Raw genomic sequence first — 24,577 nt, forward strand, 5'->3', positions numbered from 1 at the left:
GCCTCAGGCCGACAGCGCGGCTTTTTTCTCCTCGATCTCCAGCCAGTCGGCCTCGGCCTTTTCAAGGTCGGCGCGGGCCGTCTCCGCGGCCTTCATCGCCCGGTCGAAGGCGGCGGGGTCACGCGCGTAGAGGTCGGGGTCGGCCAGGGTCGCTTCGTGTCGGGCGATGTCGACCGGCAGCGTCTCCATCAGGCGTTCGACCTCCTCGAGACGACGTGCGTCCTTGTAGGACAGCTTGACGGGCCTGCGCTCGACCGGCGGGGCGGCGGGTGGAGCGGTGGTGCGGGGCGTCGCGGGCACGACCGCCGCCGGCGGAGTCAGGAACCCGGGGTTCTGCCTGAGGAAGTCGGTCCAGCCGCCGGGGGTTTCGACCAGGTCGCCGCGGCCGTTCAGAGCGATGGTGGACGAGGCCAGACGGTCGACGAAATCGCGGTCGTGGCTGACCAGGATCAGGGTGCCGTCGTAGCTCTCCAGCAGCTCCTCCAGCTTGTCGAGCGTGTCCATGTCGAGGTCGTTGGTGGGCTCGTCGAGCACCAGCAGGTTGGCCGGCCTGGCCAGCGCGCGGGCCAGCAGCAGACGGTTCCGCTCGCCGCCCGACAAGGTGGAGATCGGCTGCTTCAGCTGGCTCTCCTGAAACAGGAAGTCCTTTGCGTAGGCGGCGACGTGTTTCGAATGGCCGCGGACCAGAATGCTGTCGCCGCCCCCGGGCGTCAGGGCGTCCCACAGGGTCATGTCCGACTTGAGCCCCTCGCGGGACTGATCGAGGTAGACGGGCTCCAGATTGGCGCCGAGCCGGATCGTGCCGGAATCGGAGGGCAGTTCGCCCAGCAGCAGCTTGACCAGCGTCGTCTTGCCCGCGCCGTTCGGCCCGACGATGGCCAGGCGGTCGCCCCGCATGACGCGGGTGGTGAAGGGTTTGAGGATGACGCGGTCGCCGAAGCCCTTGGACACGCCCTTGAGCTCGGCGACCAGCTTCCCGGACGAGACGCCGGCGTCGACGCCGAGGTTCAGCTCCTTCGGGAGGTCCTTCATGCGTTCGGCGCGGTCTGCGCGCATGGCCTGCAGGGCGCGGGCGCGCCCTTCGTTGCGGGTCCGTTGGGCGGTGATGGAGCGGTAGAAGGTGTAGGTCTCGGCCTCGATCTTCTTCGTCAGGCGGCGAAGAGACTCCGCCTCCTCGTCCATGACCTTCGCGGCCCAGTCGTCGAAGGCCTGAAAGCCCTTGTCCAGCGTGCGGACGCGGCGGTGCTCCAGCCAGTGCACGCGGTCGGTGACGCGGTTCAGGAAGGCGCGGTCGTGGCTGACGACCAGCACGGCGAAGCGCGCCTGGAGCAGCTCGGTCTCCAGCAGCTCGATGGCGAGGACGTCGAGGTGGTTGGTGGGCTCGTCGAGGAGAAGCAGGTCCGGCGATTCCGCGAAGGCCCGGGCCAGCGCCGCGCGGCGGGTCTCGCCCCCCGACAGGTTCACCGCCGGCTTGTTCGGGTCGAGGCCGAAAGTGGTCAGCCAGGCCTCGGCGTCCCAGCGCTCCGCCGCGCCGGAGGCGGCGTAGTCGAGCAGGGTCTCGCCGGTGATGAGGGGCTCCTGCGGAACGTGGGCGAAGCGGGTGCCGGCCTGAACGGAGCGGTCGCCGGCGTCGGGCTCGATCAGGCCCATGACGAGCTTCATCAGCGTGGACTTGCCCGCGCCGTTGCGGCCCACGAGGGCGGCGCGGGTGCGCGGCTCGATCGCCAGGTCGACCCCGTCGAACAGCGGGCGGGGACCGTCCTGCAGGCGGACGTCCTTCAGGGCGATGAGGGGCGGGCGGGCGGCCATTGGGCCGGCGATATAGGCCGCCGCCCCGCATTAGGCCATGGCCGTCACTGCATCATGGGCAGGGGCGTCGTCTTTCCCGCTCCCGGACCGGCGCCGAGGTCGGCGCCGGTGATCGGATCCGCCATCGGATCGGACATGGTGCGAGTGGCCGCCATGGCCAGCTGGTCCGCGGAGTCCTGGTCCACCTCGACGGTCGGCATGCCGTCGCCGCCGTCGACCGCCGCCTGGGCCTCGCGGTCGTCGACGTAGTCCCACTGTTCGCCCTGGTTCCACGAGCCGCGCATGTTGCCCTCGCCCTGGGACATGTCGAAATAGACGTCGGCGAACTCCGGCCGACCCGGCAGCTTGCCCGGCGGGAAGTTGTTCTCGATCGAGTAGAGGGCCTTCTCGAACGACTTCTGGTGCGCGACCTCGCGGGTCATGAGGAAGCTGAGCGCGTCCTTGATGCCCGGGTCGTCGGTGATGTTGATCAGCCGCTCGTAGACGATCTTGGCCCGGCTCTCGGCGGCGATGTTCGAGCGAAGGTCCACCGTCGGCTCGCCGCGGCTGTCGATGTAGGCGCCGGTCCAGGGCACGCCGGCCGAGTTCACGACGGTCGGTCCACCGCCGTAGAGCAGGTTGGTGATGTGGCTGTCGCCCCCTGCGTTCAGCGCGATCAGGAGGTCCGCCTCCTTGTCCACGCCCTCGGCCAGACGGCCCTTGCCGCCCTTGTTCAGCATGGCGACGATGGAGCCGATGATCTCGAGGTGGCTCAGTTCCTCGGTCGCGATGTCCAGCAGCATGTCCTTGCGGCCCGGGTCGTCCTCGTTCAGGCCTTGGGTGAAGTAGCGGATGGCGGCGGACAGCTCGCCGTCGGCGCCGCCGAACTGTTCCAGCATCATGTTGGCGAGGACGGGATTCGGCTCCGAAACCCTGACTGTATACATGAGTCGCTTGTTGTGCATGAACATATGTCGGATCCTGACTTTCTGATTAATGTTCCAGCTTGTCTGTAAAACTGGAATGAAGGACAGTATCGACAACCGGGCGCTGGCCGGACGGTTCCGGAAAAACTGATGTCGGGAGGGCGACAGACGAACCGGACAGGCGTAGAAGCCCGCGCCATGACCCCCTTCTGGCGCACCAAGTCGCTTGAGCAGATGACGCCCGCCGAGTGGGAGAGCCTGTGCGACGGCTGCGGGCTGTGCTGCCTGGTGCGGTTCGAGGACGAGGACACGGGGGAGGTCATCCCCACGAAGGTGCACTGCAAGCTGTTCGACCCGGGCGTCTGCCGGTGCTCCGATTATGCGAACCGCAAGGCGCACGTACCGGACTGCATCCAGCTGACGCCCCACAACATCGAGGCGCTGGAGTGGATGCCGCGCAGTTGCGCCTATCGCCGCCTGCACGAAGGGCGGGACCTGGCCTGGTGGCACCATCTGGTGAGCGGCAGCCGCGAGACGGTGCACGAGGCGGGGGTGTCGATCCGCAACCAGACGATCTCGGAAGAGGCGCTGGCCGAGGAAGAGGACGCGCTGGACCTGGAAGCGCCGGAATGGGTCGCGGAGCGCGGGACGCAACCCCCGCCGCGCTAACCGAATTTTCCGAAATGCGCGGCAGACTGTCGCAATGGGAGACGCCCGCGACAGATCTCCGAAGCAGGCGACGACGCCGTCGCTGAATCTGGACAGCCCGTTCGACCGGCTGACCGCGCTGGCGCGCGCCATGTTCGGGACGACGCACGCGATGGTGGGCATCGTCGACGGCGACCGCACGCTGTTCCGCTCGAACATCGGGCTGGGTCACAAGGAGCTGCCGCGCGAGACCACGGTGACCGACACCATGGTCGAACTGGGGCCCGACGCCGTCCTGGTGGTCGAGGACGCGCGCGAGAACGCGGCCACCGCGGCGCACCCGATGGTGGTGGGACCGCCGCACCTGAGGTTTTTCGCCGGGGTGACGATCACCAATGCCGAAGGTCGGGCCGTCGGCGCGATCGGCGTGATGGACGTCGAGCCGCGTCCGGCGCCGGACGCGACGCAGATCGAGAATCTGCGGGTTCTGGCACGGATGGCCGGCGAAATCGTCGATCAGGCCGACGTCGTCCTGCGCCAGAACGAGCGAATCGAGCAGCTGAGGCTGGCCGAGGAGATGGCCGGCATCGGCCAGTGGCGGCTGGACGCGGCGACCATGGCCGTGACGTGGTCCGACGAGGTCTACCGGATCCACGGCGTCGAGCGCGAGACGTTCGACCCCAGCTATGACGACGCGATCGGCTTCTATCACCCGGACGACCGCGGCCCCCTGATGGCCGCGATCCAGCGCGGCATGACGGAGGGCGTCGGCTATCGCCTGACGCTGAGGATCATCCGCGCGGACGGAGAAGAACGCCGGGTCGAGGCGCACGCGGACTGCGAACGGGCGGCGGACGGGCGCGTTCTGAGCATGTACGGCGTGTTCCGCGACGTGACGGAGCAGGAAAAGCTGCTGCACGAGGCGGAGCGGAACGGCCGCAGGTACAGACTGCTGGCCGACAACACCGCGGACGTGATCGCGCGGCTGAAACCGGACGGATCCAGCCCCTACATCTCGCCGGCGATCGAGCAGCTGCTGGGCTGGCGCCACGAGGACATGAGCGGTCAGTCGAAGGACTACGTGCACCCTGACGATCTGGGCGCCGTGCTGTCCGCCGGCATCGAGGCGCTGAGGAGCGGGCGTCCGCGCAGCATCCAGCACCGCGCCCTGCATCGTGACGGGCGCGAAATCTGGGTCGAGAGCCGCTTCAGGGCCGTGACGCGCGAGGACGGTGGTCGCCCGGACGAGGTGATCGTGTCCATCCGCGACGCGTCGGAGCGCAAGGCGCTGGAGGACAGGCTTCAGGCGACGCTGGACGAGAGCCGGCGCAACGAGGCGCGCTATCGGCTGCTGGCGGATCGCGCCACCGACGTGATCATCACCTACGGTCCGGACGGAAACACGCGCTACTATTCGCCGGCCGTCGAAAGCATGACGGGCTTCAAAGCCGAGGAGCTGGTCGGGCGGCCGGTCACGACGCTGATGCACCCCGACGACGTTCCCGCGATGATCGCGGCGTTCACCGAGTTCCGCAGGTCGGCCGACGCGCGGCACCAGAGCCGCCGGTACCGCGTTGTGACCAAGGCGGGCGAGGTCCGGTGGCTGGAGACGCGCGCCACGGTGACCCGCGACGACGAGGGTCGCGCGATCGAGTTCCAGGACGTGGTGCGCGACGTGACGGCCACCAAGCGGCTGGAAGACGAGCTGGTCGAGGCGCGCGACCGGGCGGAGGCCGGCGCCCGGGCCAAGTCCGAGTTCCTGGCCAACATGTCTCACGAACTGAGGACGCCGCTGACCAGCGTCATCGGTTTCGCCGGCCTGTTGAAGAACAGCCCCGACCTGCCGGAACAGGAGCGCCGGCACGTCGAGCGCATCGCCTCCGCCAGCGACAGCCTGCTGGGCGTGATCAACGACATTCTGGACTATTCCAAGCTGGAGGCCGGCCGGGTCGAGATGGAGCCGATGCCGTTCGACCTGCGGTCCATGGTCGAGGCGGCCGCGGCGATGGTCGAAGAATCCGCGTCCGCGCGGGGCACGACGCTGACGCTGGAGCTGGCGGACGACGCGCCGGCGTGGCTGAGCGGCGACGCCGGTCGCCTGCGGCAGGTCACGCTGAACCTGCTGTCGAACGCGGCGAAATTCACCACCGACGGCGAGATACGCCTGTGCGCCGGATGGCGGAACGGGCGTCTGAGGATCGAGGTGAGGGACACGGGCATCGGCATCGCCGAGGCGAAGATGGCCGCCCTGTTCGAACGGTTCGCCCAGGCCGACGCGTCGACGACGCGGCTGTACGGCGGAACGGGTCTGGGGCTGGCCATCAGCCGGCGCCTGATCGAGATGATGGGCGGCGAGATCGGCGCGGAGAGCGCGCCGGGCCGGGGCTCGACCTTCTGGTTCGAGGTGCCGGCCGAGGAAGCCGAGGCGCCCGAGGCGGCCCCCGACGTCGCCCACGCGCCCGCCATGACGATGCGGATTCTCGTGGCCGACGACGCGCCGGCCAACCGTGAACTGGTGAGCGCCATCCTGGGCGGACTGGGCCTGACGGTCGACGCCGTCGAGGACGGCGCGCAGGCCGTGGAGGCGGCCCGGACCGGCGCCTACGACCTGATCCTGATGGACGTGCACATGCCGGTCATGGACGGACTGGACGCGACGCGGGCCATCCGCGCGGGCGGCGGTTCCGCGGCGCGGACGCCGATCATCGCCCTGACCGCCAACGTCCAGCCGGAACAGGCCGAGCGCTGCCGTGAGGCGGGCATGGACGCCCACGTCGGCAAGCCCATCCAGATCGCCGAACTGCTGCGCGCCATGGCGGAAGTGACCGCCGAAGCCGCGCCGGCGGGACTGCAAAGCGCGGGCTGACCCGGCTTCATTGCGACGACCGGCGACGAAATAGCCCGGCATTTCAACGCCTGCCCAGAAACTTGAGGCGACTCGCCGCGACGGGTGCGGTCGGAAGCTATGGTTTCGACATGGCCGGAAAAGGGAATGAGGCGGATGCGAGGGCGGAGGCGGTCCTGGCGGCGCTGACTCGTGAGATCGACCGCTGTCTGGCGGCGCTGACAGCAAGGCACGGTTGCGGCGCCGGCCGACGCGGGCGCGCTGGTGGTCGTCCTCGATGAGCTCATGCGGGCCGACTTCACTGCGGCCGAAAGGGGCGTGGAGCGCATCTGGCGCGCGGCGTCGGCGGGGGGCGCCCCCGGAGGACCTTTGACGGCGGAGGTGGCCGCGACGGTGCGGGGGGTCCACGGGCGGCCATGGGCGCCCGCGCATCTGGTCGCCGAAATCACCGCGGCCGGCGGCCGACGCCTGAGCTGGACGCCGCGATCGAGGCTGGAGGGGGATCGCTGGGACGGGCCGGACTCGGCCGCAGACCCGATGCGGTTCCGCGTGCGGTGGCTGGACGGGGACCTGGAGGTCGGCGCCGTCGAGGTCGAGGCGGCCGGGATCGATGCGAGCGGCGTCCTGCTCGCCGAACTTTTTTCCGGGGGGATCGGAGGGGCCCGCGCGGCCGTGAGCCAGTGGGGCGATCTCTGGGGTTGGGGCCTGGAGGCGACGACCCCTCTCGCGTGACCCGCGTTCCTGCCCTAACTGAGAGATTCTGGCAGCGAGGAGCGACGACCGCGTGGCGGGTGATCCCTACAAGGAACTGGGCGTGGCGCGCGGGGCGAGTGCGGCGGAGATCAAGTCCGCCTACCGCAAGCTGGCCAAGCAGCTGCATCCGGATTCCAACCCGAACGACAAGGCGGCCGAGGAGCGGTTCAAGCGCGTGACGGCGGCCTTCGACATTCTGGGCGATGCCGAGAAGAAGGCGAAGTTCGACCGCGGCGAGATCGACGCCGACGGACGCGAGCAGTTCCGCGGCTTCTCCGGACGGCCGGGCGGAAGTCCGTTCGGTCAGGGCGGCGGGCGCGGCGCCTTCGACGACGTCGATCTGGAGGAGATCTTCGGCGGCATGTTCGGCGGCGGGGCGCGGGCCGGGGGCGGCCGCGGGTTCGCCTCGAAAGGACAGGACGTCCGGGCCACGCTGGAAATCACGCTGGAGGATTCCATTTCCGGAGCGACGCGGCGGATACAGTTCTCAGACGGGCGCATGCTGGATGTGGCGATCCCCAGGGGCGCCGGCGACGGGCAGGTGATCCGTCTCAAGGGTCAGGGCGCGCCGGGTCGCGGCGGACCGGCGGGAGACGCCCTGATCGAGCTGAAGATCGCCAAGCACCCGCTGTTCACGCGGGACGGCGCCGACCTGACCATGGATCAGCCGGTGTCGCTGTACGACGCGGTGCTCGGCGGCAAGGTCCCGGTCAGGACGCCCGAGGGGACGGTCAGCCTGACCATTCCGGCGGGTTCGAGCTCCGGCAAGGTGATGCGTCTGAAGGGGAGGGGCGGCTTTGCGAACGGCAAGCGCGGCGACCTTCTGGCCCGGCTGATGATCGTGCTGCCGGAGGGCGACGACCGCCTGACCAAGCTGGCCGAGAAGGTCCGGGACGAGGGGCCGATCAAGCCCTTTCGGGACTGAGGGCGGGATGGCCGGCAAGCCGAACGTCAAGCCCGCCCGGCCATGGTTCTCGTCAGGGCCGACGGCCAAGCGGCCGGGCTGGTCGCGCGAGGCGATATCCACCGAACTGCTCGGGCGCGGCATCCGGGCCCCGGAGGTGGTGGCGCGGTTCGCGCAGGGGCTGAAGCTGACGCGGGAGCTGCTGCAGGCCCCGGACGACTGGGCGCTGGTCTATGCGCCGGGGTCGGACACCGGGGCCGTGGAGCAGGCGCTGTGGAACCTGCTGGGGCCGCGGCCCGTGCAGGTCCTGGCGTTCGAGAATTTCGGCCAGGTTTGGGCCACGGACGTCCGGGACGCGCTGAAGCTGGAGCCCGAGGTCCTGACGGCGGCATGGGGACGGTTTCCCGATGTGGCGGAGGTCGATCCTGAGGCCGACCTGATGTTTCCTTGGAACGGCACGACCTCGGGCGTGAAGGCGCCGGGTGGTGACTGGATCGCCGCGGACCGCAAAGGGCTGGTTATCTGCGACGCGACGTCGGCCGCGTTCGCCATGCCCCTGCCGTGGGACAGGCTGGACGTCGTCACCTTCAGTTTCCAGAAGGCGCTGGGTGGCGAGGCGGGGCTGGGGGTGACGGCGCTGGGGCCCCGCGCGGTGGCGCGACTGGATCAGTACGTGCCCGAGCGGCCGGTGCCGAAGGTGCTGCGGCTGCGCGATGCCGAAGGCTTCGACCGGACGCTGGCGGCGGGGTCGATGATCAACACCTTCAGCGTCTGGACGCTGGAGGACTGGATCGACGGGGTCCAGTGGGGGCTGTCGGTCGGTGGACTGCCGGAACTGATCCGGCGCACGGACGCCAACTTCGCGGCGCTGGCGGCATGGGTCGGGCGGACCGACTGGATCGACTGGCTGGCCGAGCGGCCGGAGCAACGGTCGACCACCAGCGTCTGTATGAAGATCGTCCATCCGCGCTTCCTGGCGTTGGGCGAAGTCGCTCAACGGGCGCTGGTCATGCGGATGAAAGCCCTGCTGGAAGCCGAGGGCGCCGCGTTCGACGTGGAAGGGCACCGCAACGCGCCGCCGGGCCTGCGCGTCTGGTGCGGATGCACCGTCGACGCCGCAGACGTCGAAGCCTTGGGCCCATGGCTGGACTGGGCGTTCGCCGAGGCGCTGGCGGAATAATCCGCCGCCCGGACGACATCACGCGATTCCGCGGTTATAGCCTCCGCCCGCAAGCAGCGGAGAGTGATCCTTGGCGAACGTCGCGGTGATCGGCGCCCAGTGGGGCGACGAGGGCAAGGGCAAGATCGTCGACTGGCTGTCCAACCGGGCCGACATGGTCGTGCGGTTCCAAGGCGGACACAATGCGGGCCATACGCTGGTCGTCGACGGCAAGGTCTACAAGCTGGCGTTGCTGCCGTCGGGCGTGGTGCAGGGCAAGCCCTCGATCATCGGCAACGGCGTGGTGGTCGATCCCTGGCATCTGGTCGGTGAGATCGAGAAGATCGCGGCGCAGGGCGTGGCGATCACGCCGGACGTCCTGACCATCGCGGACAATGCGTGCCTGATCCTGCCCATCCATCCGGCGCTGGACGTCGCGCGCGAGGCGGCGGCGAAGGCACCGGGCGCGAAGATCGGCACCACCGGACGCGGCATCGGTCCGGCCTATGAAGACAAGGTGGGGCGCCGGGCGATCCGGGTCTGCGATCTGGCCGAAGCGGACGACCTGAAGGTCAAGATCGATCGTCTGCGCTCGCATCACGATCCGCTGCGGGCCGGGCTGGGGCTGGAGCCGATCGACCCGGAGGCGCTGCTGGGCCAGTTGCTGGAGATCGCGCCGAAGATCCTGCCGTATGTGAAGCCGGCGTGGCGGGTGCTGGATCAGGCGCAGAAGTCCGGAAAGCGGGTGCTGTTCGAAGGGGCGCAGGGCGCATTCCTCGACGTCGACCACGGCACCTATCCCTATGTGACCAGCAGCAACACCGTGGCGGGTCAGGCGGCGGCGGGGTCAGGCATAGGGCCGAAGGGCGTCGGCTACGTGCTGGGGATCGTGAAGGCCTACACCACCCGGGTGGGCGAGGGGCCGTTCGCGTGCGAGCTGAACGACGCCGTGGGCGAGCATCTGGCGACCGTGGGGCGCGAGGTCGGGGTGAACACCGGACGGGCGCGGCGCTGCGGCTGGTTCGACGCGGTGCTGGTGCGCCAGTCGGTCGCCATCAACGGCATCGACGGGATCGCCCTGACCAAGCTGGATGTGCTGGACGGGCTGGAGACGCTAAAGATCTGCGTCGGCTATCGCGTGAACGGCGAGGTGCTGGATCATCTGCCGTCCAGCCTGAAGGCGCAGGCGGCCGCCGAGCCGGTGTTCGAGGAGCTGGAGGGCTGGAGCGAGAGCACGGCCGGGGTTCGCAGCTTCAAGGACATCAACGCCAACGCCATCAAATACGTGAGACGCATCGAGGAGCTGATCGGGGCGCCGGTGGCGCTGCTGTCCACCAGCCCGGAGCGCGACGACACCATCCTGATGCGGGATCCATTTCAGGGCTGATCTGAAAAAATCACAGCGTTCAACGGGCCTTAACGGACGCGACGCTACGCGTGGCGGGTTCAACGTGCCGTGGAGTCGCCTGTGTTCGCCGTCGATCGCCGCCTGCTGACCCGGCTGGAGCCCGTCGTGCGGCGGGTGCTGCTCGTCGATCCGAACGCTCATGCCGCCCGGCTGATCACCGACATCATGAAGGGGCTGGGCACCCGCGAGATCGCGGTCGAGGCGGACGAGCACGCGGGCCTGAAGGCCGCGGCAAGGCTGGATCCCGGCCTGATCTTCACCGAGGCGACCGGCCAGGACCTCGACGGCGACGCCTTCGCACGGGCCGTACGCCGGTCAGACCTCGCCTGTCGGCGGGCGCCGATCATCATGGTCACGGCCGAAGCCACCGCCACGTCGATCAAGGGCGCGCGGGACGCCGGGGTTCATGAGTTTCTGCGCAAGCCCTTCACCAGCGCCGATCTGATCAAGCGGGTGGAGAACGTGGTGCTGAAGCCCCGCAACTGGGTCGAAGGCGTCATGTACGTCGGGCCGGACCGTCGGCGGTTCAACTCCGGCGAATACTCCGGGCCCGCCAAGCGCAAGTCCGACAAGCCGAGCGACGCGGCGGCGGCGCTGGCCGAGGCGAAGGATCAGGCCATGCGCATCCTGGCCGCCGCGCTGGACCAGTTCGACGCCGACCCGACCCAGGCGGCGCGCGCGGTGAAAGAACAGGCCGTTCAGCTCAAGGCGATCGGCATCAAGGCCGCCGACAGCCGGCTCGTGGTGGCGGTGGGCGCACTCGAAGTTACGCTGGCCGGCGGGCCGCCGACCAAGGCGACGCTGTCGGCCCCGATCGGCGGACTTCTGGCCATGCATCAGGCGGCGGGGACGCCGCTGAAGAAGGCCGGCTGAGGCTTTCCTTGCCCTGACGCTCGCGACGCGGTCGCTCGCTGCCTGAGGGCGTCAGGCGTCGACCAGGTTCCGCTCTTCAGCCGCCATGCGCATCGCCTTCTGCAGCTTCTCGAAGGCCCGGACCTCGATCTGGCGGACGCGCTCGCGGCTGACGCCGTACTGGCCGGCGAGTTCCTCGAGCGTGACCGGGTCGTCCTTGAGGCGGCGCTCGGTCAGGATGTGCTTTTCGCGGTCCGTCAGCTCTTCCATGGCCTCCTGCAGAAGGCTCATGCGGATCGACTTCTCCTCGTCGTCGGCCAGCTGGGTTTCCTGGGAGACGGCCGTGTCGTCCGCCAGCCAGTCCTGCCACTCACTTTCGCCGTCCGCGCGCAGCGGGGCGTTCAGCGAGGCGTCGCCGCCGAGACGGCGGTTCATGTCGGTGACCTCCTGCTCGGTCACGCCCAGCTTGGTGGCGATGGCAGACAGATGCTCGGGATGCAGGTCGCCTTCCTCGAAGGCCGAGATCTGGCTCTTGGCCTTGCGCAGGTTGAAGAACAGCTTCTTCTGCGCGGCGGTGGTGCCCATCTTCACGAGCGACCAGCTGCGCAGGATGTATTCCTGGATCGAGGCGCGGATCCACCACATGGCGTAGGTGGCCAGGCGGAAACCCTTGTCCGGGTCGAACTTCTTGACCGCCTGCATCAGGCCGACGTTGCCTTCGGAGATCACCTCGCCGATCGGCAGGCCGTAGCCGCGATAGCCCATGGCGATCTTGGCCACGAGGCGCAGGTGAGAGGTGACGAGCTTGTGGGCCGCCTCAGGGTCCGAGTGTTCGCTCCACCGCTTGGCGAGCATGAACTCCTCGTCCTTGGTGAGCATCGGAAACTTGCGGATTTCCGTGAGATAGCGCGACAGCCCTTGTTCAGGCGACATCACCGCGAGCGTGGCGTTGGCCATGTTTGTGGTCCCTCCGACCGATCGAGCGGGTCCTTCGGTTCCGGCCGCACCATGCGCGCCGGCGCCTCACCCCTCAGCGAATGAGATGGGTCCGGGTTTCGGTCCGCGAAAGAGGCGCGTCGTCGCACCGAAGCGCGACCGTGGCCCGGACGCCACTGTGATCGTCGGTGTAGCAGATTGTCCGTCCTGAATCAAGACGCACTCAGCCGGCCAGCAGATCCTGCTGGTCCTTGTTCCGGCGAAACCAGACATCCGCATAGGAGCAGACGGGCACGACCTTGTGACCCTTTTCGCGCGCGTCGTGGGCGACGGCCTTCATCATCTGCGCCGCGATGCCCTGGCCTTCATGGGAAGGGGGGACGAACACCCGGCGGATGGTCAGCAGGCCCTCCGACAGGCGGACGTCGACCTGACCTTCCTCCCCGTCGTCCAGAGGCAGGACGTAGCGGGACCCGACGGGATCGAAGGCGAGTTCGGCCATGGTTCACTCCAACGTTTCGAGCGCCGCTTCCAAGGCGCGCATGTCGGCTGGAAGAACGGTCTCGAAGCGCAGGGGTTCGCCGGTGACGGGATGGACGAAGCCCAGCACGGCGGCGTGCAGGGCCTGACGGGCGAGGCCGGCGGCGGCGATGGCGTCGCGGACGGGAGCGGCGGGGCTGCCTGAACCGTAGGTCGGATCGCCGAGGATCGGCGCGCCCTTCGACGCCAGATGCACGCGGATCTGATGGGTGCGGCCGGTGTGGAGCGTGCAGAGGACGCGGGCGGCCATTGGCGCCGCTCCGGCCTTCCTGGGCGCTCCGAAGGTCCGCTGGACCAGATAGTCCGTGATCGCCTCGCGGCCGCCGACGCGCAGCACGGCCATCTTCTTGCGGTCGGAGGTCGAACGCCCGATCAGGGTCTGGATGCGGCCCCGCGCGGGGTCGGGCACGCTGCGCGTCAGGGCCACGTACGACCTCTCGATGTCGTGGGTCGAGAACAGGGCCGAAAGACCCGCATGGGCACGATCGGACTTGGCGGCGACCATGACGCCCGACGTGTCCTTGTCCAGACGATGGACGATCCCGGGCCGGGCGACGCCGCCGATGCCGGACAGCGAAGCGCCGCAATGGGCCAGAAGGGCGTTCACGAGGGTGCCCGTTTCAGACCCCGGCGCGGGATGGGCGGCCATGCCGGCGGGCTTGTCGACGACGATGAGGTGGTCGTCTTCGAACAGGACGGTGAGCGGCAGGTCCTCAGGCAGCGGCGTCGCGCGAGCCGGCGGGGGCAGCGAGATGCGGTGCGTCCCGCTTCGCGCCTTGCCAGAGGCATCCGTGAGCACGACGCCTTCGCGCCGGACGGCGCCGTCGGCGATCAGGGTCTGAATGCGGGCGCGCGAGAGTTGCGGCAGCGCCAGGGCCAGGGCGCGGTCCAGGCGGCCCTCATCGCCCCTAAGCGTCGTTTCCAGTACCTCTGCGCCCGGAACGTCGCCGTCGTCGTGAAAATCGTCCTCGCTCACGCTGAAGCATAGCATGCGTCGCCGCGTCGCGCGCCGCCTTGGCCGTTCTTTCGCGGCGCGCCATAGTGGCGACGCACTCGGGGGAGGGACCATGCGAACGCTCGCGATCGGACTTGGCGTAGCCGTTCTGGCTCTGTCGCTCGGCAGCTGCGCGACCATGAGCCAGGATCAGTGTCTGGCCGGGGCGTGGGGCGAGGTCGGGCTGGCCGACGGCCGCGCCGGCCATGGCGAGGGCCGCCTGCAGTCTCACGCCGAGGCCTGCGCCAAGGTGGGCGTCGTGCCGGACGAAGCGGTCTACTTCGCCGCCCGTGAAGGGGGGCTGCGCAGCTACTGCGTGCCGGCCAACGGCTTTCAGGTCGGCCGCCAGGGATCCAGCTACGAAGGCGTGTGCCCTGCCTCTGTCGAAGCGCCGTTCCTGTCGGCCTATCGCGACGGTCAGGTGCTCGGCGCCGCCGAACGGGCCGTGTCGGACGCGGCGTCGCGCGTGTCGTCCTCCGCTTCGCGAGCCGCGGAACTGGACGACAAGATCGCCGCAAAACGCCGGGAGTGCCGGGACGAGAACCTGGCGGAGGCGGAGCGCCAGCGAGCCTGTGACCGCATCGACGAGCTTCGGGACGAGCGGGAAGGGATGATCGCTGAGTGGCGTCGCGCGGAAGACGACCTGCGCTGGGCGGAGCGCGAGCTGCAGGACGTGCGCTGGCGGCTGGGGTCGCTCCACGCCTTCTGAGCCTTGCATTTCCCCGGAACGGGCCTAGATTGCACGCACTTATGCTGCTAGTGAGCATAAGTCGGTGGTCGACCGCGAGGCGGGCCGCCGTTCATTGACCCTTCTAATATGCTCCGACGGAGCAAAAGGGGTGTGAGATGGCGGATGGCGCGTTCGGAACGTCGGCGGAGACCGCGCGGGAGACCGCGCGCGTCTGGGCCAAGGTGAAAGATCACATCACGCCGCTGGAGTGGCCGGCGAAGGCCGAACTGATCGCGGAGATCAATCGGCTGAAGCGGCAGCGTGACGCGGTCGTGCTGGCCCACAACTACATGACGCCCGACGTTTTCCATGGCGTCGGCGACTACGTCGGAGACAGCCTGGGGCTGGCGAAGGAGGCGGCGAAGTCGAAGGCCAAGGTGATCGTCCAGGCCGGCGTGCACTTCATGGCGGAAACGTCGAAGATCCTGTCGCCGGACAAGACGGTCCTGATCCCCGATCCGCTGGCCGGGTGCAGCCTGGCGTCGTCGATAACCGGCGCGGACGTGCGCCTGATCAAGCAGCGCCATCCGGGCCTGCCGGTCGTCACCTATGTGAACACCACGGCTGACGTGAAGGCCGAGACCGACATCTGCTGCACCAGCGCCAACGCCGTGCAGGTGGTCGAATGGGCGGCAAGGGAATGGGGCGTCGACCGGGTCATCCTGATCCCGGACGAGTTCCTGGCGCGCAACGTGGCGGCGCAGACGCAGATCGGGATCATCGCCTGGAAGGGTCGATGCGAAGTGCACGAGCGCTTCACGGCGCAGGACATCGCGGACATGCGCGAGGCCTGGCCAGACGCGGACATCCTGGCCCATCCCGAATGCCCGGAAGAGGTTCTCGCCGTCGCGGACTTCGCCGGTTCGACGGGCGCCATGGCGGACTACATCACGGCGCGGAAGCCGAAGCAGGTGGTGCTGATCACCGAGTGTTCGATGGCGTCGAACATCGCTGCGGAAGCGCCGGGCACCCAGTTCATCGGTCCGTGCAACCTCTGCCCGCACATGAAGCGGATCACGCTGGAGAACGTCCGCGACGCCCTGCTTCACATGCAGTTCGAGGTGACGGTGCCGGATGCCGTGGCCGAGCGGGCGCGGCTGGCGGTCCAGCGCATGGTCGATCTTCCGACGCCTGCGGTTCCGGCGCGATACGACATGGTCAAGGCCCGTCACCATGTGGCGGTGGAGCTGATCTGATGCACTACGTACCGCCCGTGCGCGCCGTCGCCGCGGTGGATGCCCGCACCCTGCGCCTTCTCATGCTCGCGGCCTTGCTGTTGCGCGGCCGCGAGGCCAAGTCCCGTCGATGACCGACGCGCCTCGCCGACCCGGACCCTGGGATCCCAAGCCGGACGCCGCGGCGTCGCCGGCCGTTCCCGCCGATGACCGCCGACCCGAGCTCGACAAGGGGCAGAGCCTGCCGTGGGCCGTCGTCTCGACGCTGCTGCTGGCCGGGCTGATCTGGTGGTGGACCGGCAGCTGGGTGATCGTGGTCGCCCTGATCTTCGGCCTGCTGGTCCATGAGTACGGGCACGTGCTGGCGATGAACCGGCTCGGCATGGGCCCGGCCAAGATCTACATCATCCCCTTCCTCGGCGGGCTGGCGAAGGCGCAGCGGAATCCGAAGAGCGAATGGGACGGGGTCCTGGTGTCTCTGGCGGGACCGGCCTTCGGCCTGCTGGCGGCGGCTCCCTTCTTCGGCCTGTGGCAGATCACCGGCGGCCCGGCGTGGCTGATGGGCGCCTTCGCCATCGCCATGATCAACCTGATCAATCTGGCCCCGGCGCCGCCGCTGGACGGGTCCAAGGCGCTGGGACCGGTGCTGGCGCGCATCCACCCCATGCTGGAGTGGGCGGCGCTGCTGGCCACCGGCGCCGCCGTCGTCTGGTGGGGCGTTTCCAACGGCAGCTACCTGTTTGCGGCGTTTCTGGGCATAGCCCTGATCGGCCACCTGCGGCGCGGCAAATGGCGCCCCTATGGCCGGCCGCTGACGTGGCGCGAGGCCGGGATGAGCACGCTGTTGTTCGCAGCGACGGCGGCGGCGTGCGTGGCGGTCGGCGTGGCGGCGCTGATGCCGCTGGGCGAGGGCGGCGTGGCGGCCGGGCTCAGTCAGGGCGGCCGCTTCCTGGGCGTCGTCGAGTGAATCGCGTCATTCACGACGGGCCGCTGATCATCGGCGCGGGCCTGGCCGGCCTGTCCGCCGCGCTGGAAACGGCGCCGCGGCCGACGCTGCTGATTTCGCCCGGTCCGCTGCTGGACGCCTGCGCGTCCGCGTGGGCGCAGGGCGGAGTCGCGGCCGCCGTAGGACCGGGAGACGCGCCGGCCCTGCATGCCCTGGACACCGTGGCCGCCGGCGTCGGCCTCGTCGACGCGACGGTCGCGGGTCATCTCACTGGCGACGGTCCCGCGACGGTCGACTGGCTGGCGCGACTTGGCGCGCCCTTCGACCGGGACGGCGACCGGTTCGCCGTCAGCCTGGAAGCCGCCCATTCCCGCGCCCGCGTCGCCCGGGTCGGGGGCGACGGGGCCGGGCGGGCGATCCTCTCCGCCCTGGCGGCCGCAGCCCGTCGCGTCTCGCACCTGACGATCTGGGAGGACGCGCGGCTGATCGCATTGGTGCGGGACGACGCGGGCGTGACCGGAGCCGTCGTCATGCGGGGGCCGGAACCCGTCGTGGTCACGGCCTCGTGCGTCGTTCTGGCGACCGGCGGCGCTGGGGGGCTGTTCGCCGAGACGACCGCACCGGCCGCGCTCAGGGGCGAGGCTGTCGCCATGGCATGGGCTGTGGGCGCCGACATCCTCGACCCCGAGTTCGTGCAGTTTCACCCTACGGCGATCGACGTCGGACGGGATCCCATGCCCCTGGCGACCGAGGCCCTGCGCGGCGACGGCGCGCGTCTGATCGACGGCCGGGGGAAGCCCTTGCTGGGCGAGGCTCCGGACGCCGACCTCCAGCCGCGAGACGTCGTGGCGCGCGCCGTGCATCGGGCCCGGGCGCGCGGCGACGGCGCCTATCTGGACGCGCGGCGCGCGATCGGCGCACATTTTCCGCAAGCCTTCCCCGCCGTCTTCGCCGCCTGCAGGGAGGCGGGGCTAGACCCGCGGGAGGTCCCGATCCCGGTCGCGCCGGCGGCCCATTATCACATGGGAGGCATCGCCGCCGACGCCGAGGGGCGCACCACCGTGGACGGGTTGTTCGCCGTCGGAGAGTGTGCGGCGACGGGCGTTCACGGCGCGAACCGGCTGGCGTCCAACAGTCTTTTGGAAGCCGCGGCCTTCGGCCGGCGGACCGGGCGTGCTGCGGCGGGCGAAGCCGGCCTACGAACGAGGCAGTCCGTCATCCCGAACCTTCCTCCGGAGCTAAGTTCCGCGAGGCTCGCGGACCTTCGCCGAGCCATGAGCGCCGGCATGGGCGTCGTGCGGAACGGCGGGGGCCTGGAAGCGACGCTCAGGACGATCGAGGACCTTCAGCGCGTCGAAGGAGCAGCCCTGCCGCTGGTCACCGCACGCCTGATGGTCGAGGCGGCCTTGGCCCGGCGTGAAAGCCGCGGCGCCCATTTCCGCGAGGATTTTCCGGCGACACTTGAAGCGGCCGCCCACACGCGCATCGCCGGACGCTCCGGCGCCACGACGAAGGCCGCCGCATGACCGGATTTCACGACGACGCGCTTCAGGCGGTGGTTCGGCTGGCGCTGGCCGAGGACTTGGGACGCGCGGGAGACGTGACGGCGCAGGCCTGCGTGCCGGCGGGCGCCCGGATGACGGCTGTGTTAGCCGCCCGCAAGGCGGGCGTGGCGGCCGGCCTGGGGGCGGCACGCCTCGCCGTGCGCGCCCTCGATCCGGATGCGGTCGTCGAACAGGTGGTGCGCGACGGCGACGCCTTCGACGCGGGGGCGACGCTCGTTCGCGTCGACGCCGACGCGCGCGCCGTTCTGGCCGCCGAGCGGACGGCGCTCAACCTGATCGGGCGGCTGTGCGGGATCGCCACCCTGACGCGGGCCTACGTCGACGCCGTGTCCGGCGCCCGCGCGCGCATCGCCGACACCCGCAAGACCACTCCCGGCCTGAGGGCGCTGGAGAAGCGGGCCGTGGCGCTGGGCGGCGGTCTGAATCACCGGTTCGGTCTGGATGACGCCATCCTGATCAAGGACAACCACGTGGCCCTCTGCGGCGGCGATGCGGCGGAGGCCGTGAGGCGCGCGCGCGAGCACGCCGGCCATCTGATGAAGATCGAGGTCGAGGTCGACCGCCTGAACCAGCTGCGGGCGGTGCTGGCGCTGTGCGACGCCGGCGGCGGTCCGGACGTGGTGATGCTGGACAATTTTTCCCTTGAGGACCTGACGACGGCCGTCGCCGAGACGGCCGGACGCGTGGTGCTCGAGGCGTCCGGGGGCGTCGCACTGGACACCGTCCGGGCGATCGCGGACACGGGCGTGGACGTCATCTCCGTCGGCGCGCTGACCCACTCCGCGCCCGCGCTGGACGTCGGGCTGGACGTTTTCTGAGGGGAACGGCGCGCGCTGCCGGCGGTTACCTTCGGAGACAGAAGGAGACCTCCATGAGCAAGGCGCCCCCCATTCCGCAGGATCAGCGCGCGGCGAACGATCGGCGCGATGTGGCGACCGGCGTGCAGTCGGGACAACCCGGCGACGCCGATGTGAATCTGGATCAGCAGGGCCGGTTCGGAAACGCGAAGCAGAACCTGACGCCGCAGCACAAGACGCAGGACCGCTGAACATGGGCGACAACAACCAGCACACGCCCGAGCCTGTGGATGAGAAGCGCTGGGGCGGCCCCGGTTCCAGCCATCAAAACGCCGACCGCGACCCGCCGGAGTTCGTCGATCCGCGCGGCGACGGTCCGACGAACCCCCGCAACAGCAAGGTTTCAGGCGGAGGCGGCGAACGCGACCTCAAGCATTCGCACGACGACGATCATCGCTCGTCGAAGGGCGATCGGGACGCCTGATCAGGCGTCGGTCGGCCCGGGCGCGGCGGCCGTGGTCGGCGGCGTCGGCGCCGGCACCGGCGCGGCTGCGGGAGTTGCGGGCCTGGCGACCGGCTGGGCCGGGGCGGCCTCCGCTCCGTCGCGCGCCGGAGCGTCGCGCTGGACCAGGGCGTCGTAGGCGATGCCTCCGGCTTCCCGGATCGGCGTGATCGGATCGATGCCGGCCTGGATCAGGCGCGGCTGTTCCTGCATCTGCGTGGAGGGGCGAGGCTCATAGGCGAAGGTGCGCGGTGCGCCGCGGCCGCCGCCGAAGCGATAGAACACGTGGTCGCCGACCTGACCGACCCGCACCAGCGACCCGCGCCAACCCGGCGAGACGGCGGTCGTGTGGAAATGGGTGGCGGTGCCGACGGGGGCGTAGACGCGGCCCGACAGGGCTTCGGTCGCGACCGACCGCGCGCGGTTCCAGGCCCCCCGGTCCACGCGTCCGCGCATGGATCCGTCACAGGTGAAGCTGAACTGGCACCCGGTGCGGCGACCGGCCCCCTGGAACACCACGCCGCAGATCGTCTTGGGGAAGGCGGCGTGACGAGCGCGGTTGACCACGACCTGGGCCACGGCGCGCATGCCGTCCCGACCTTCGCCCCGCGCTTCATAATAGACGGCCTGGGTCAGGCACTCGAGATCGCGGCTGGCGTCCAGCGCGTTGGCCAGTCGGAAGGGCGAGGCGGCGGGGTGCAGACCGCCCAGCTGGGGCTGGCGCAAAGCGGAGCCAGCGCGAGGAAGCGCGTCCAGTCGCGCCGCGATGAGCTCGGACTGGCGGTCGCGACGGGTCGAGCCGGCGACGGTATAGGGATCGTGGCGGCGCGCGATGGCGAGGGCGCTGGCGTCCAGCCCGCCGGCGGCGGCGGCCATGGCCTCGTCCGTGAAGCCCGCGGCGGCCACGGCGTCCAGCTTGAGCGCCTGCATGCGCACCGTCGTGGCCTTCGCCATCGTGCCGCCAAGGTAGGCCACGCCCACCGTCGCGCCGACGACTGCGCCGAACACGGCCGCCACGGCGGCGGGCTTGAGCTTCAGGCGATCGGACAGGTCCGACGCCGGCCTCGGCTCACGGGAAATCGACACGCACTCAACGCCTGGTCCGCAGGGCGCAATGCCGCCCCCTAAGCAGTCTTCGGGCCCGTCCGTGGTCTGCACAGCGGGCCCGCAGCATCCGGCGTTCGGCGAACGGCCGACGATCCGGAGGACGCGCCTTATACGTCGGAATGTGTCGTCAATGTGGTCGATTCGCAAGGTGCGACAAAAGCCGTGCGCCGGATGTGTTTTCGGTCGGCGAGCGGGCAGTCATCTTCAGTGACGGTCGCGATATACTGATCAGTAAATGGGATGTTCTGCTTAGAAGATCATCTCTTCGGCATCCGTGCCTGCATGTCTGTTGGCGATGGGACGCTTCAGACATCACGAAGGCTGTGGATCGTTCCTTGTGCTGACGACCTCACGGCCGTCGTCGCGGAAACGGAACGGCTCAGCCTGAGGGGCGTTTTTCCGCCGTTCCCCCCTTCAGGAGACCCCCCATGCGCACCGCCATCGCCCTCACCTTCTGCATCGCCGCCGCCGGTCTGGCTGCCTGCGGTCAGACCATCGAACAGCGCGCCGCCACCGGCGCGGTGGCCGGCGCCGTCGTCGCCGGACCGGTCGGCGCCGCCGCGGGCGCCGCCGCCGGCACCGCCGTCGGCCAGGCCGCCAAGAACGACTGAGCCCCGGGCGGGGGCCGGAAACGGCCCCCGCCGCTTGATTTCCGCGCGCGAGTTCTTTAGCCGCCCTGCCGGGCGAGGCCGTTCGGCCGCCCGTGACGCTCCCGACCCGACTGGATGGAATGAGAGACCTCAAGCAAACCGGCTTCGCCGATCGACTGACCGCACAGGCAGAGGCCAAAAAGGCCATGCTGGCGCGCTTCAAGCCCAAGCCGACCGTGCAGGCCGAGGATCCGCAGGCGCTGCAAAAGCAGCGCGAGGCCGAGCGGGAAGCCCTGCGCGCCCAGCGCGCCGCGGAAAAGGCGGAGGCTCAGCAGGCCAAGGAACAGCAGAAGGCGGCCGCCGAGGCCGCCAAGGTGATGTCGGTCGAGGCCCAGGAAGAGGCTCGCCGCAACGAGCGCCGCGAACGCAAGGCCGCCATCAAGGCCGAACAGCGCCAGCGTCGCGCTGAAAAGAAGATGAAGCGCTGACGGCGCGTCAGACTGCCGTGTCGGCGGTCAGCACCTCCGCCAGCGTCTCCCGCGAATAGGGCTTCCGCAGGAAGGGCCAGGGCGCGTCGGCCATGCGCCGGTCCATGTCGTCCCCGGCGTAACCCGAAGCGAGCACGACGGACATGTCGGGATGGCGAAGCGTCGCCTCCTGCGCCAACTCCACGCCGGACATGCCGCCGGGCATCACCACGTCCGTCAGCATGACGTCGAACTCGGCGTCCGCCAGCACGGACAGCGCGCCGGCGGCGTCTTCTGCCGTCCTCACGGAAAAACCGAGGCTTCCGATCATCTCGGCCGCGACTGCGGCCACGTCCGGGTCGTCTTCGACCAGCAACAGCCGCCGCCCGGGCAGGGCCGCCCGTTCGGGCGCCGGCGTCGTGTCCAGCGCTTCCGGTCGCGTGCGCCGCAACGCGGGCAGGAACATCCGGATCGAGGCCCCCTTGCCGGGCTCGGACGTCACCTGAAGCCCGCCGCCGCTCTGACGACTGAAACCATAGACCTGGCTCAGACCCAGCCCGGTGCCCTTGCCGACGGACTTGGTCGTGAAGAAGGGCTCGAAAATGCGGGGCAGCACGTCCGGATCGATGCCGGCCCCGTCGTCGGACACCGAAATGCACACGTGGTCGCCGCCCGGAAGCTCCGCGATCTGTCCCGGCTTCAGCCTTCGCAGGCGCGTCTCCACGATCACGCGCCCGCCCTCGTCGACCGCGTCACGGGCGTTGACCACCAGATTCAGCAGGGCCGCCTCGAACTGCGCCGGATCGACGTCCACCCAGACCGGCCGGTCCGAAAGCCTGAGGTCCAGCGTCACCGCTTCCCCGACCGCGCGACGCAGCAGCGGCTCGCCCTCCATGATCAGGGCGTTGAGGTCGGTAGGTTCGGGCCGCAGCGTCTGCCGTCGTGAGAAGGCCAGCAACTGATGCGTGAGGCGCTCGCCCCTGCGGGCCGCGGCCAGCGCCGCCTCGCCGAGACGCTTCTGCCTGGCGGCGTCGTCCGGCGCGCGCAGCATCATGTCCAGAGCGCCGATGACGACGGTCAGCAGGTTGTTGAAGTCGTGGGCCACGCCTCCGGTGAGGCGGCCCACAGCCTCCATCCGCTGGGCATGCATCAGGTCGGCCTCGGCCTTCGCCTTTTCCGCCAAGGCCTCGCCGACGCGTTCTTCCAGCAACTCGTTGACGCGGGTCAGATCGACCTGGGCACGCTTGGCCTCGGTGACGTCGAAGGCGACCCCGACGAATCCCACGACGTCGCCGCCCATCCCGAGCCTCGGCCTGGAGAAGGATTTCAGCCAGCGCCACTCGCCGTCGTGCCGGCGATAGCGGCCCTCCAGCGAGAAAGGCTTGCCGGTCGCCTCGCCCGCCAGCGATTCCCGGCCAATGCGCTCGTGATCTTCGGGGTGAAGCGCGGCGCGCCAGTCGGCCGTGCGCGCGTCCTCGTAGGAGCCGCCATGGAAGGCGACGTAGGCCTGGTTGACGAAGGCGCGGCTGCGATCGGCGTTCGTGACCCAGATGAGCACGGGCGCGGTGTCGGCCACCGAGCGGAAGCGGTGCTCGCTCTCGCGCATCTCAAGCTCGGCGCGGGTGCGCTCGACTTCGGCGAAGGCGCGCGCCGCGACCTCCTCGACCAGCGCCGCCTCGTCCTCGGTCCACGCCCGGGCTTCCGCCCGTACGGCATAGAGGACGGCATCCAGCCGTCCGCCCCGCATCACCGGCGCGGCGATCAGCGCCCCGCTGTCGTGCGCGCGGTAGTCTGCGGCCGTCGCCGGGTCGTCGACGTGCGAGGCCGGATCGATCAGCCGCAGCGTCCGGCCGGCGCGCAGTTCGTCGGCGCCGGCGGGTCCCACGCTGGTCGTCAGCGACCACGGGCCTTCCGGATTGTGCGTGCCCGGCAGCGCCCAGGCACGGCGGACGAGAATGGTCTCGCCAGCCGCGTCGATTTCGCCGTAGCCGACCCGCTGCGCAGCCAGAGCCTCGCCCAGCGTCCTTGCGGCCTCCAGCATCACCGCGTCCGGTTCGTCGAGATCCCGCAGCCTGTCGCCCAGTGACAGCAGCAGCGACTGGCGCCGTTCCAGTTCGGCCAGATGGTCGAGCGCCTCGCGCGTCTCGGTCAGGTCGAAGGACATGCCGATGTAGCCCATGAAGCCGCCGTCGCCGTCGAAGCGCGGCTTCACGGCCACCCGCATCCATCGCCACGTGCCGTCGGCGCGGCTGAAGCGCGCATCGAAGGTGTAGGGACGTCGGGCTGGGCGGGCCTCGGCCATGATCGCGGCCACGGCCTCCCGATCGTCCGGATGCACCGTCGCCCGCCACACCGAGCCCAGGATCTCCTCCGCCGGGCGACCGTAGAACTCGACCAGCGCCTTGTTGACGAACTCGACCTCCGCGTCCGGGTTGGTCACCCACACCGGCGCCGGGGCCGTATCGGCCATCAGGTGGAAGCGACGTTCCCCCTCGTCGAGCAGGGCCTGCGTCCTCGCACGGCCGGCGACCTCGTCGCGCAGCGAGGACGCGACCCAGGTGCAGAACAGGCCGACGATCACGAAGTTCACGGTCGCGACCCAGTCGCTGCGGTCGTCGAACAGGGCCGCGCCGGTCGCGCCGACCAGCAGCCAGCCCCCGCCGAGAGCGCCCGCCGTCGCCACGACCCCGGCGATGCGGCCGGCGGCGAGCGCCGCCAGGATCACGCCGGGCAGCAGGATCATGAAGCCGGTGACGTCGGCGTACAGAGCTGCGGCCGCCCATCTGACCAGCAGCACGGCGAGGGCGAAGCCGACGCCGACGAGCGCGCGGGCGGCCCACCCGCCGGGCTCGAAACGCGCGAGCGCGCTCAGGGCCTCGCCTGGCCCCATCAGCCGTCGCTTGATGCTCGATGCCCCCAACATGCCCCCCGACGCTGCGACATGG

Annotated in this window: 23 protein-coding genes; 16 read left to right on the forward strand and 7 right to left on the reverse strand. The window is 70.0% G+C overall.

The genetic code is table 11. The features are described 5' to 3' along the window. Positions 1-3: 3 nt before the first annotated feature. Together VGR32_RS05645 and VGR32_RS05650 are read right to left on the reverse strand one after the other, a co-directional pair. Positions 4-1,821, reverse strand: a complete 1,818-nt coding sequence (locus tag VGR32_RS05645) for an ABC-F family ATP-binding cassette domain-containing protein (protein WP_327449424.1) — start codon at positions 1,819-1,821, stop codon at positions 4-6. Between the two features lie 32 nt (positions 1,822-1,853). Further along, complete coding sequence (locus VGR32_RS05650) at positions 1,854-2,759, reverse strand: manganese catalase family protein (RefSeq protein WP_327448944.1); 906 nt, start codon at positions 2,757-2,759, stop codon at positions 1,854-1,856. Between the two features lie 153 nt (positions 2,760-2,912). Between VGR32_RS05650 and VGR32_RS05655 the strand changes: the two genes are divergently transcribed. The 7 genes from VGR32_RS05655 (at position 2,913) to VGR32_RS05685 (ending at position 11,304) form a co-directional block, all read left to right on the forward strand. Further along, positions 2,913-3,383, forward strand: coding sequence for a YcgN family cysteine cluster protein (locus VGR32_RS05655; protein ID WP_327448946.1), 471 nt, complete (start codon positions 2,913-2,915; stop codon positions 3,381-3,383). 34 nt (positions 3,384-3,417) lie between these two features. Then, a complete protein-coding gene (locus tag VGR32_RS05660; RefSeq protein WP_327448948.1) occupies positions 3,418-6,228 on the forward strand; it encodes a PAS domain-containing hybrid sensor histidine kinase/response regulator in 2,811 nt (936 codons plus the stop codon). A 243-nt stretch (positions 6,229-6,471) separates the two neighbouring features. Next, complete coding sequence (locus VGR32_RS05665) at positions 6,472-6,939, forward strand: hypothetical protein (protein WP_327448950.1); 468 nt, start codon at positions 6,472-6,474, stop codon at positions 6,937-6,939. Positions 6,940-6,991: 52 nt separating this feature from the next. Then, the gene (locus VGR32_RS05670; RefSeq protein ID WP_327448952.1) at positions 6,992-7,885 is read left to right on the forward strand and encodes a DnaJ C-terminal domain-containing protein; all 894 of its coding nucleotides are present in this window, start codon (positions 6,992-6,994) and stop codon (positions 7,883-7,885) included. 7 nt (positions 7,886-7,892) lie between these two features. Continuing rightward, the gene (locus VGR32_RS05675) at positions 7,893-9,044 is read left to right on the forward strand and encodes a phosphoserine transaminase (protein WP_327448954.1); all 1,152 of its coding nucleotides are present in this window, start codon (positions 7,893-7,895) and stop codon (positions 9,042-9,044) included. A gap of 70 nt (positions 9,045-9,114) precedes the next feature. Then, positions 9,115-10,410, forward strand: coding sequence for an adenylosuccinate synthase (locus VGR32_RS05680; protein WP_327448956.1), 1,296 nt, complete (start codon positions 9,115-9,117; stop codon positions 10,408-10,410). 81 nt (positions 10,411-10,491) lie between these two features. Further along, the gene (locus VGR32_RS05685; protein ID WP_327448958.1) at positions 10,492-11,304 is read left to right on the forward strand and encodes a response regulator; all 813 of its coding nucleotides are present in this window, start codon (positions 10,492-10,494) and stop codon (positions 11,302-11,304) included. Between the two features lie 51 nt (positions 11,305-11,355). On the opposite strand, the gene rpoH is transcribed toward VGR32_RS05685, so the two are convergent. The 3 genes from rpoH to VGR32_RS05700 all read right to left on the reverse strand — a co-directional run bounded on the left by rpoH (position 11,356) and on the right by VGR32_RS05700 (position 13,750). Further along, positions 11,356-12,240, reverse strand: coding sequence for an RNA polymerase sigma factor RpoH (gene rpoH / locus VGR32_RS05690; RefSeq protein WP_327448960.1), 885 nt, complete (start codon positions 12,238-12,240; stop codon positions 11,356-11,358). A gap of 202 nt (positions 12,241-12,442) precedes the next feature. After that, positions 12,443-12,721, reverse strand: coding sequence for a GNAT family N-acetyltransferase (locus VGR32_RS05695; RefSeq protein ID WP_327448962.1), 279 nt, complete (start codon positions 12,719-12,721; stop codon positions 12,443-12,445). A 3-nt stretch (positions 12,722-12,724) separates the two neighbouring features. Next, complete coding sequence (locus VGR32_RS05700) at positions 12,725-13,750, reverse strand: RluA family pseudouridine synthase (RefSeq protein WP_414642894.1); 1,026 nt, start codon at positions 13,748-13,750, stop codon at positions 12,725-12,727. A gap of 76 nt (positions 13,751-13,826) precedes the next feature. Between VGR32_RS05700 and VGR32_RS05705 the strand changes: the two genes are divergently transcribed. The 7 genes from VGR32_RS05705 to VGR32_RS05735 all read left to right on the forward strand — a co-directional run bounded on the left by VGR32_RS05705 (position 13,827) and on the right by VGR32_RS05735 (position 19,450). Then, a complete protein-coding gene (locus VGR32_RS05705; protein ID WP_327448964.1) occupies positions 13,827-14,462 on the forward strand; it encodes a DUF2799 domain-containing protein in 636 nt (211 codons plus the stop codon). Between the two features lie 137 nt (positions 14,463-14,599). Then, positions 14,600-15,679 carry a quinolinate synthase NadA gene (gene nadA / locus VGR32_RS05710; RefSeq protein WP_327448966.1) on the forward strand — a complete coding sequence of 360 codons (1,080 nt, stop codon included), beginning with the start codon at positions 14,600-14,602 and terminating at the stop codon, positions 15,677-15,679. A 109-nt stretch (positions 15,680-15,788) separates the two neighbouring features. Further along, positions 15,789-16,625, forward strand: a complete 837-nt coding sequence (locus VGR32_RS05715) for a metalloprotease (protein ID WP_327448968.1) — start codon at positions 15,789-15,791, stop codon at positions 16,623-16,625. Continuing rightward, on the forward strand, positions 16,622-18,130 hold the full coding sequence (locus tag VGR32_RS05720) for an L-aspartate oxidase (protein ID WP_327448970.1): 1,509 nt from the start codon (positions 16,622-16,624) through the stop codon (positions 18,128-18,130). The genes VGR32_RS05715 and VGR32_RS05720 overlap by 4 nt, the downstream gene beginning before the upstream one ends. Further along, on the forward strand, positions 18,127-18,987 hold the full coding sequence (gene nadC / locus VGR32_RS05725; protein ID WP_327448972.1) for a carboxylating nicotinate-nucleotide diphosphorylase: 861 nt from the start codon (positions 18,127-18,129) through the stop codon (positions 18,985-18,987). Before VGR32_RS05720 ends, nadC begins: the two co-directional genes overlap by 4 nt. Before the next feature lie 53 nt (positions 18,988-19,040). Beyond that, positions 19,041-19,217 carry a hypothetical protein gene (locus VGR32_RS05730; protein ID WP_327448974.1) on the forward strand — a complete coding sequence of 59 codons (177 nt, stop codon included), beginning with the start codon at positions 19,041-19,043 and terminating at the stop codon, positions 19,215-19,217. 2 nt (positions 19,218-19,219) lie between these two features. Continuing rightward, positions 19,220-19,450 carry a hypothetical protein gene (locus VGR32_RS05735; RefSeq protein WP_327448976.1) on the forward strand — a complete coding sequence of 77 codons (231 nt, stop codon included), beginning with the start codon at positions 19,220-19,222 and terminating at the stop codon, positions 19,448-19,450. Here the strand turns inward: VGR32_RS05735 and VGR32_RS05740 are convergent, their stop codons facing one another. Next, positions 19,451-20,554 (reverse strand): cell wall hydrolase, encoded by a 1,104-nt coding sequence (locus VGR32_RS05740; RefSeq protein ID WP_327448978.1) that lies wholly within the window; start codon positions 20,552-20,554, stop codon positions 19,451-19,453. It lies immediately after the preceding gene. Positions 20,555-21,003: 449 nt separating this feature from the next. Between VGR32_RS05740 and VGR32_RS05745 the strand changes: the two genes are divergently transcribed. Together VGR32_RS05745 and VGR32_RS05750 are read left to right on the forward strand one after the other, a co-directional pair. Then, entirely contained in the window at positions 21,004-21,186 is a 183-nt protein-coding gene (locus tag VGR32_RS05745; RefSeq protein ID WP_327448980.1) for a hypothetical protein, read from the forward strand. 119 nt (positions 21,187-21,305) lie between these two features. Further along, positions 21,306-21,653 (forward strand): DUF6481 family protein, encoded by a 348-nt coding sequence (locus VGR32_RS05750; RefSeq protein ID WP_327448982.1) that lies wholly within the window; start codon positions 21,306-21,308, stop codon positions 21,651-21,653. A 7-nt stretch (positions 21,654-21,660) separates the two neighbouring features. Here VGR32_RS05750 and VGR32_RS05755 read toward each other — a convergent pair whose 3' ends face one another. After that, positions 21,661-24,522, reverse strand: a complete 2,862-nt coding sequence (locus VGR32_RS05755) for a PAS domain S-box protein (protein WP_327448984.1) — start codon at positions 24,520-24,522, stop codon at positions 21,661-21,663. Positions 24,523-24,577 lie beyond the last annotated feature (55 nt).

It is taken from the genome of Brevundimonas sp. (genome assembly GCF_035935935.1).
In the GTDB taxonomy this organism is placed as follows: Bacteria; Pseudomonadota; Alphaproteobacteria; order Caulobacterales; family Caulobacteraceae; genus Brevundimonas.

Excerpts from the sequence above, each read along its gene's own strand:
- VGR32_RS05660 (WP_327448948.1), top strand. The coding sequence starts at position 3,418 with ATGGGAGACGCCCGCGACAGATCTCCGAAGCAGGCGACGACGCCGTCG.
- VGR32_RS05755 (WP_327448984.1), bottom strand. The coding sequence starts at position 24,522 with ATGGGGCCAGGCGAGGCCCTGAGCGCGCTCGCGCGTTTCGAGCCCGGC.
- VGR32_RS05675 (WP_327448954.1), top strand. The coding sequence starts at position 7,893 with ATGGCCGGCAAGCCGAACGTCAAGCCCGCCCGGCCATGGTTCTCGTCA.
- VGR32_RS05715 (WP_327448968.1), top strand. The coding sequence starts at position 15,789 with ATGACCGACGCGCCTCGCCGACCCGGACCCTGGGATCCCAAGCCGGAC.
- VGR32_RS05650 (WP_327448944.1), bottom strand. The coding sequence starts at position 2,759 with ATGTTCATGCACAACAAGCGACTCATGTATACAGTCAGGGTTTCGGAG.
- VGR32_RS05730 (WP_327448974.1), top strand. The coding sequence starts at position 19,041 with ATGAGCAAGGCGCCCCCCATTCCGCAGGATCAGCGCGCGGCGAACGAT.
- VGR32_RS05695 (WP_327448962.1), bottom strand. The coding sequence starts at position 12,721 with ATGGCCGAACTCGCCTTCGATCCCGTCGGGTCCCGCTACGTCCTGCCT.
- VGR32_RS05655 (WP_327448946.1), top strand. The coding sequence starts at position 2,913 with ATGACCCCCTTCTGGCGCACCAAGTCGCTTGAGCAGATGACGCCCGCC.
- rpoH (WP_327448960.1), bottom strand. The coding sequence starts at position 12,240 with ATGGCCAACGCCACGCTCGCGGTGATGTCGCCTGAACAAGGGCTGTCG.
- VGR32_RS05700 (WP_414642894.1), bottom strand. The coding sequence starts at position 13,750 with ATGCTATGCTTCAGCGTGAGCGAGGACGATTTTCACGACGACGGCGAC.
- VGR32_RS05745 (WP_327448980.1), top strand. The coding sequence starts at position 21,004 with ATGCGCACCGCCATCGCCCTCACCTTCTGCATCGCCGCCGCCGGTCTG.
- nadA (WP_327448966.1), top strand. The coding sequence starts at position 14,600 with ATGGCGGATGGCGCGTTCGGAACGTCGGCGGAGACCGCGCGGGAGACC.
- nadC (WP_327448972.1), top strand. The coding sequence starts at position 18,127 with ATGACCGGATTTCACGACGACGCGCTTCAGGCGGTGGTTCGGCTGGCG.
- VGR32_RS05735 (WP_327448976.1), top strand. The coding sequence starts at position 19,220 with ATGGGCGACAACAACCAGCACACGCCCGAGCCTGTGGATGAGAAGCGC.
- VGR32_RS05750 (WP_327448982.1), top strand. The coding sequence starts at position 21,306 with ATGAGAGACCTCAAGCAAACCGGCTTCGCCGATCGACTGACCGCACAG.
- VGR32_RS05705 (WP_327448964.1), top strand. The coding sequence starts at position 13,827 with ATGCGAACGCTCGCGATCGGACTTGGCGTAGCCGTTCTGGCTCTGTCG.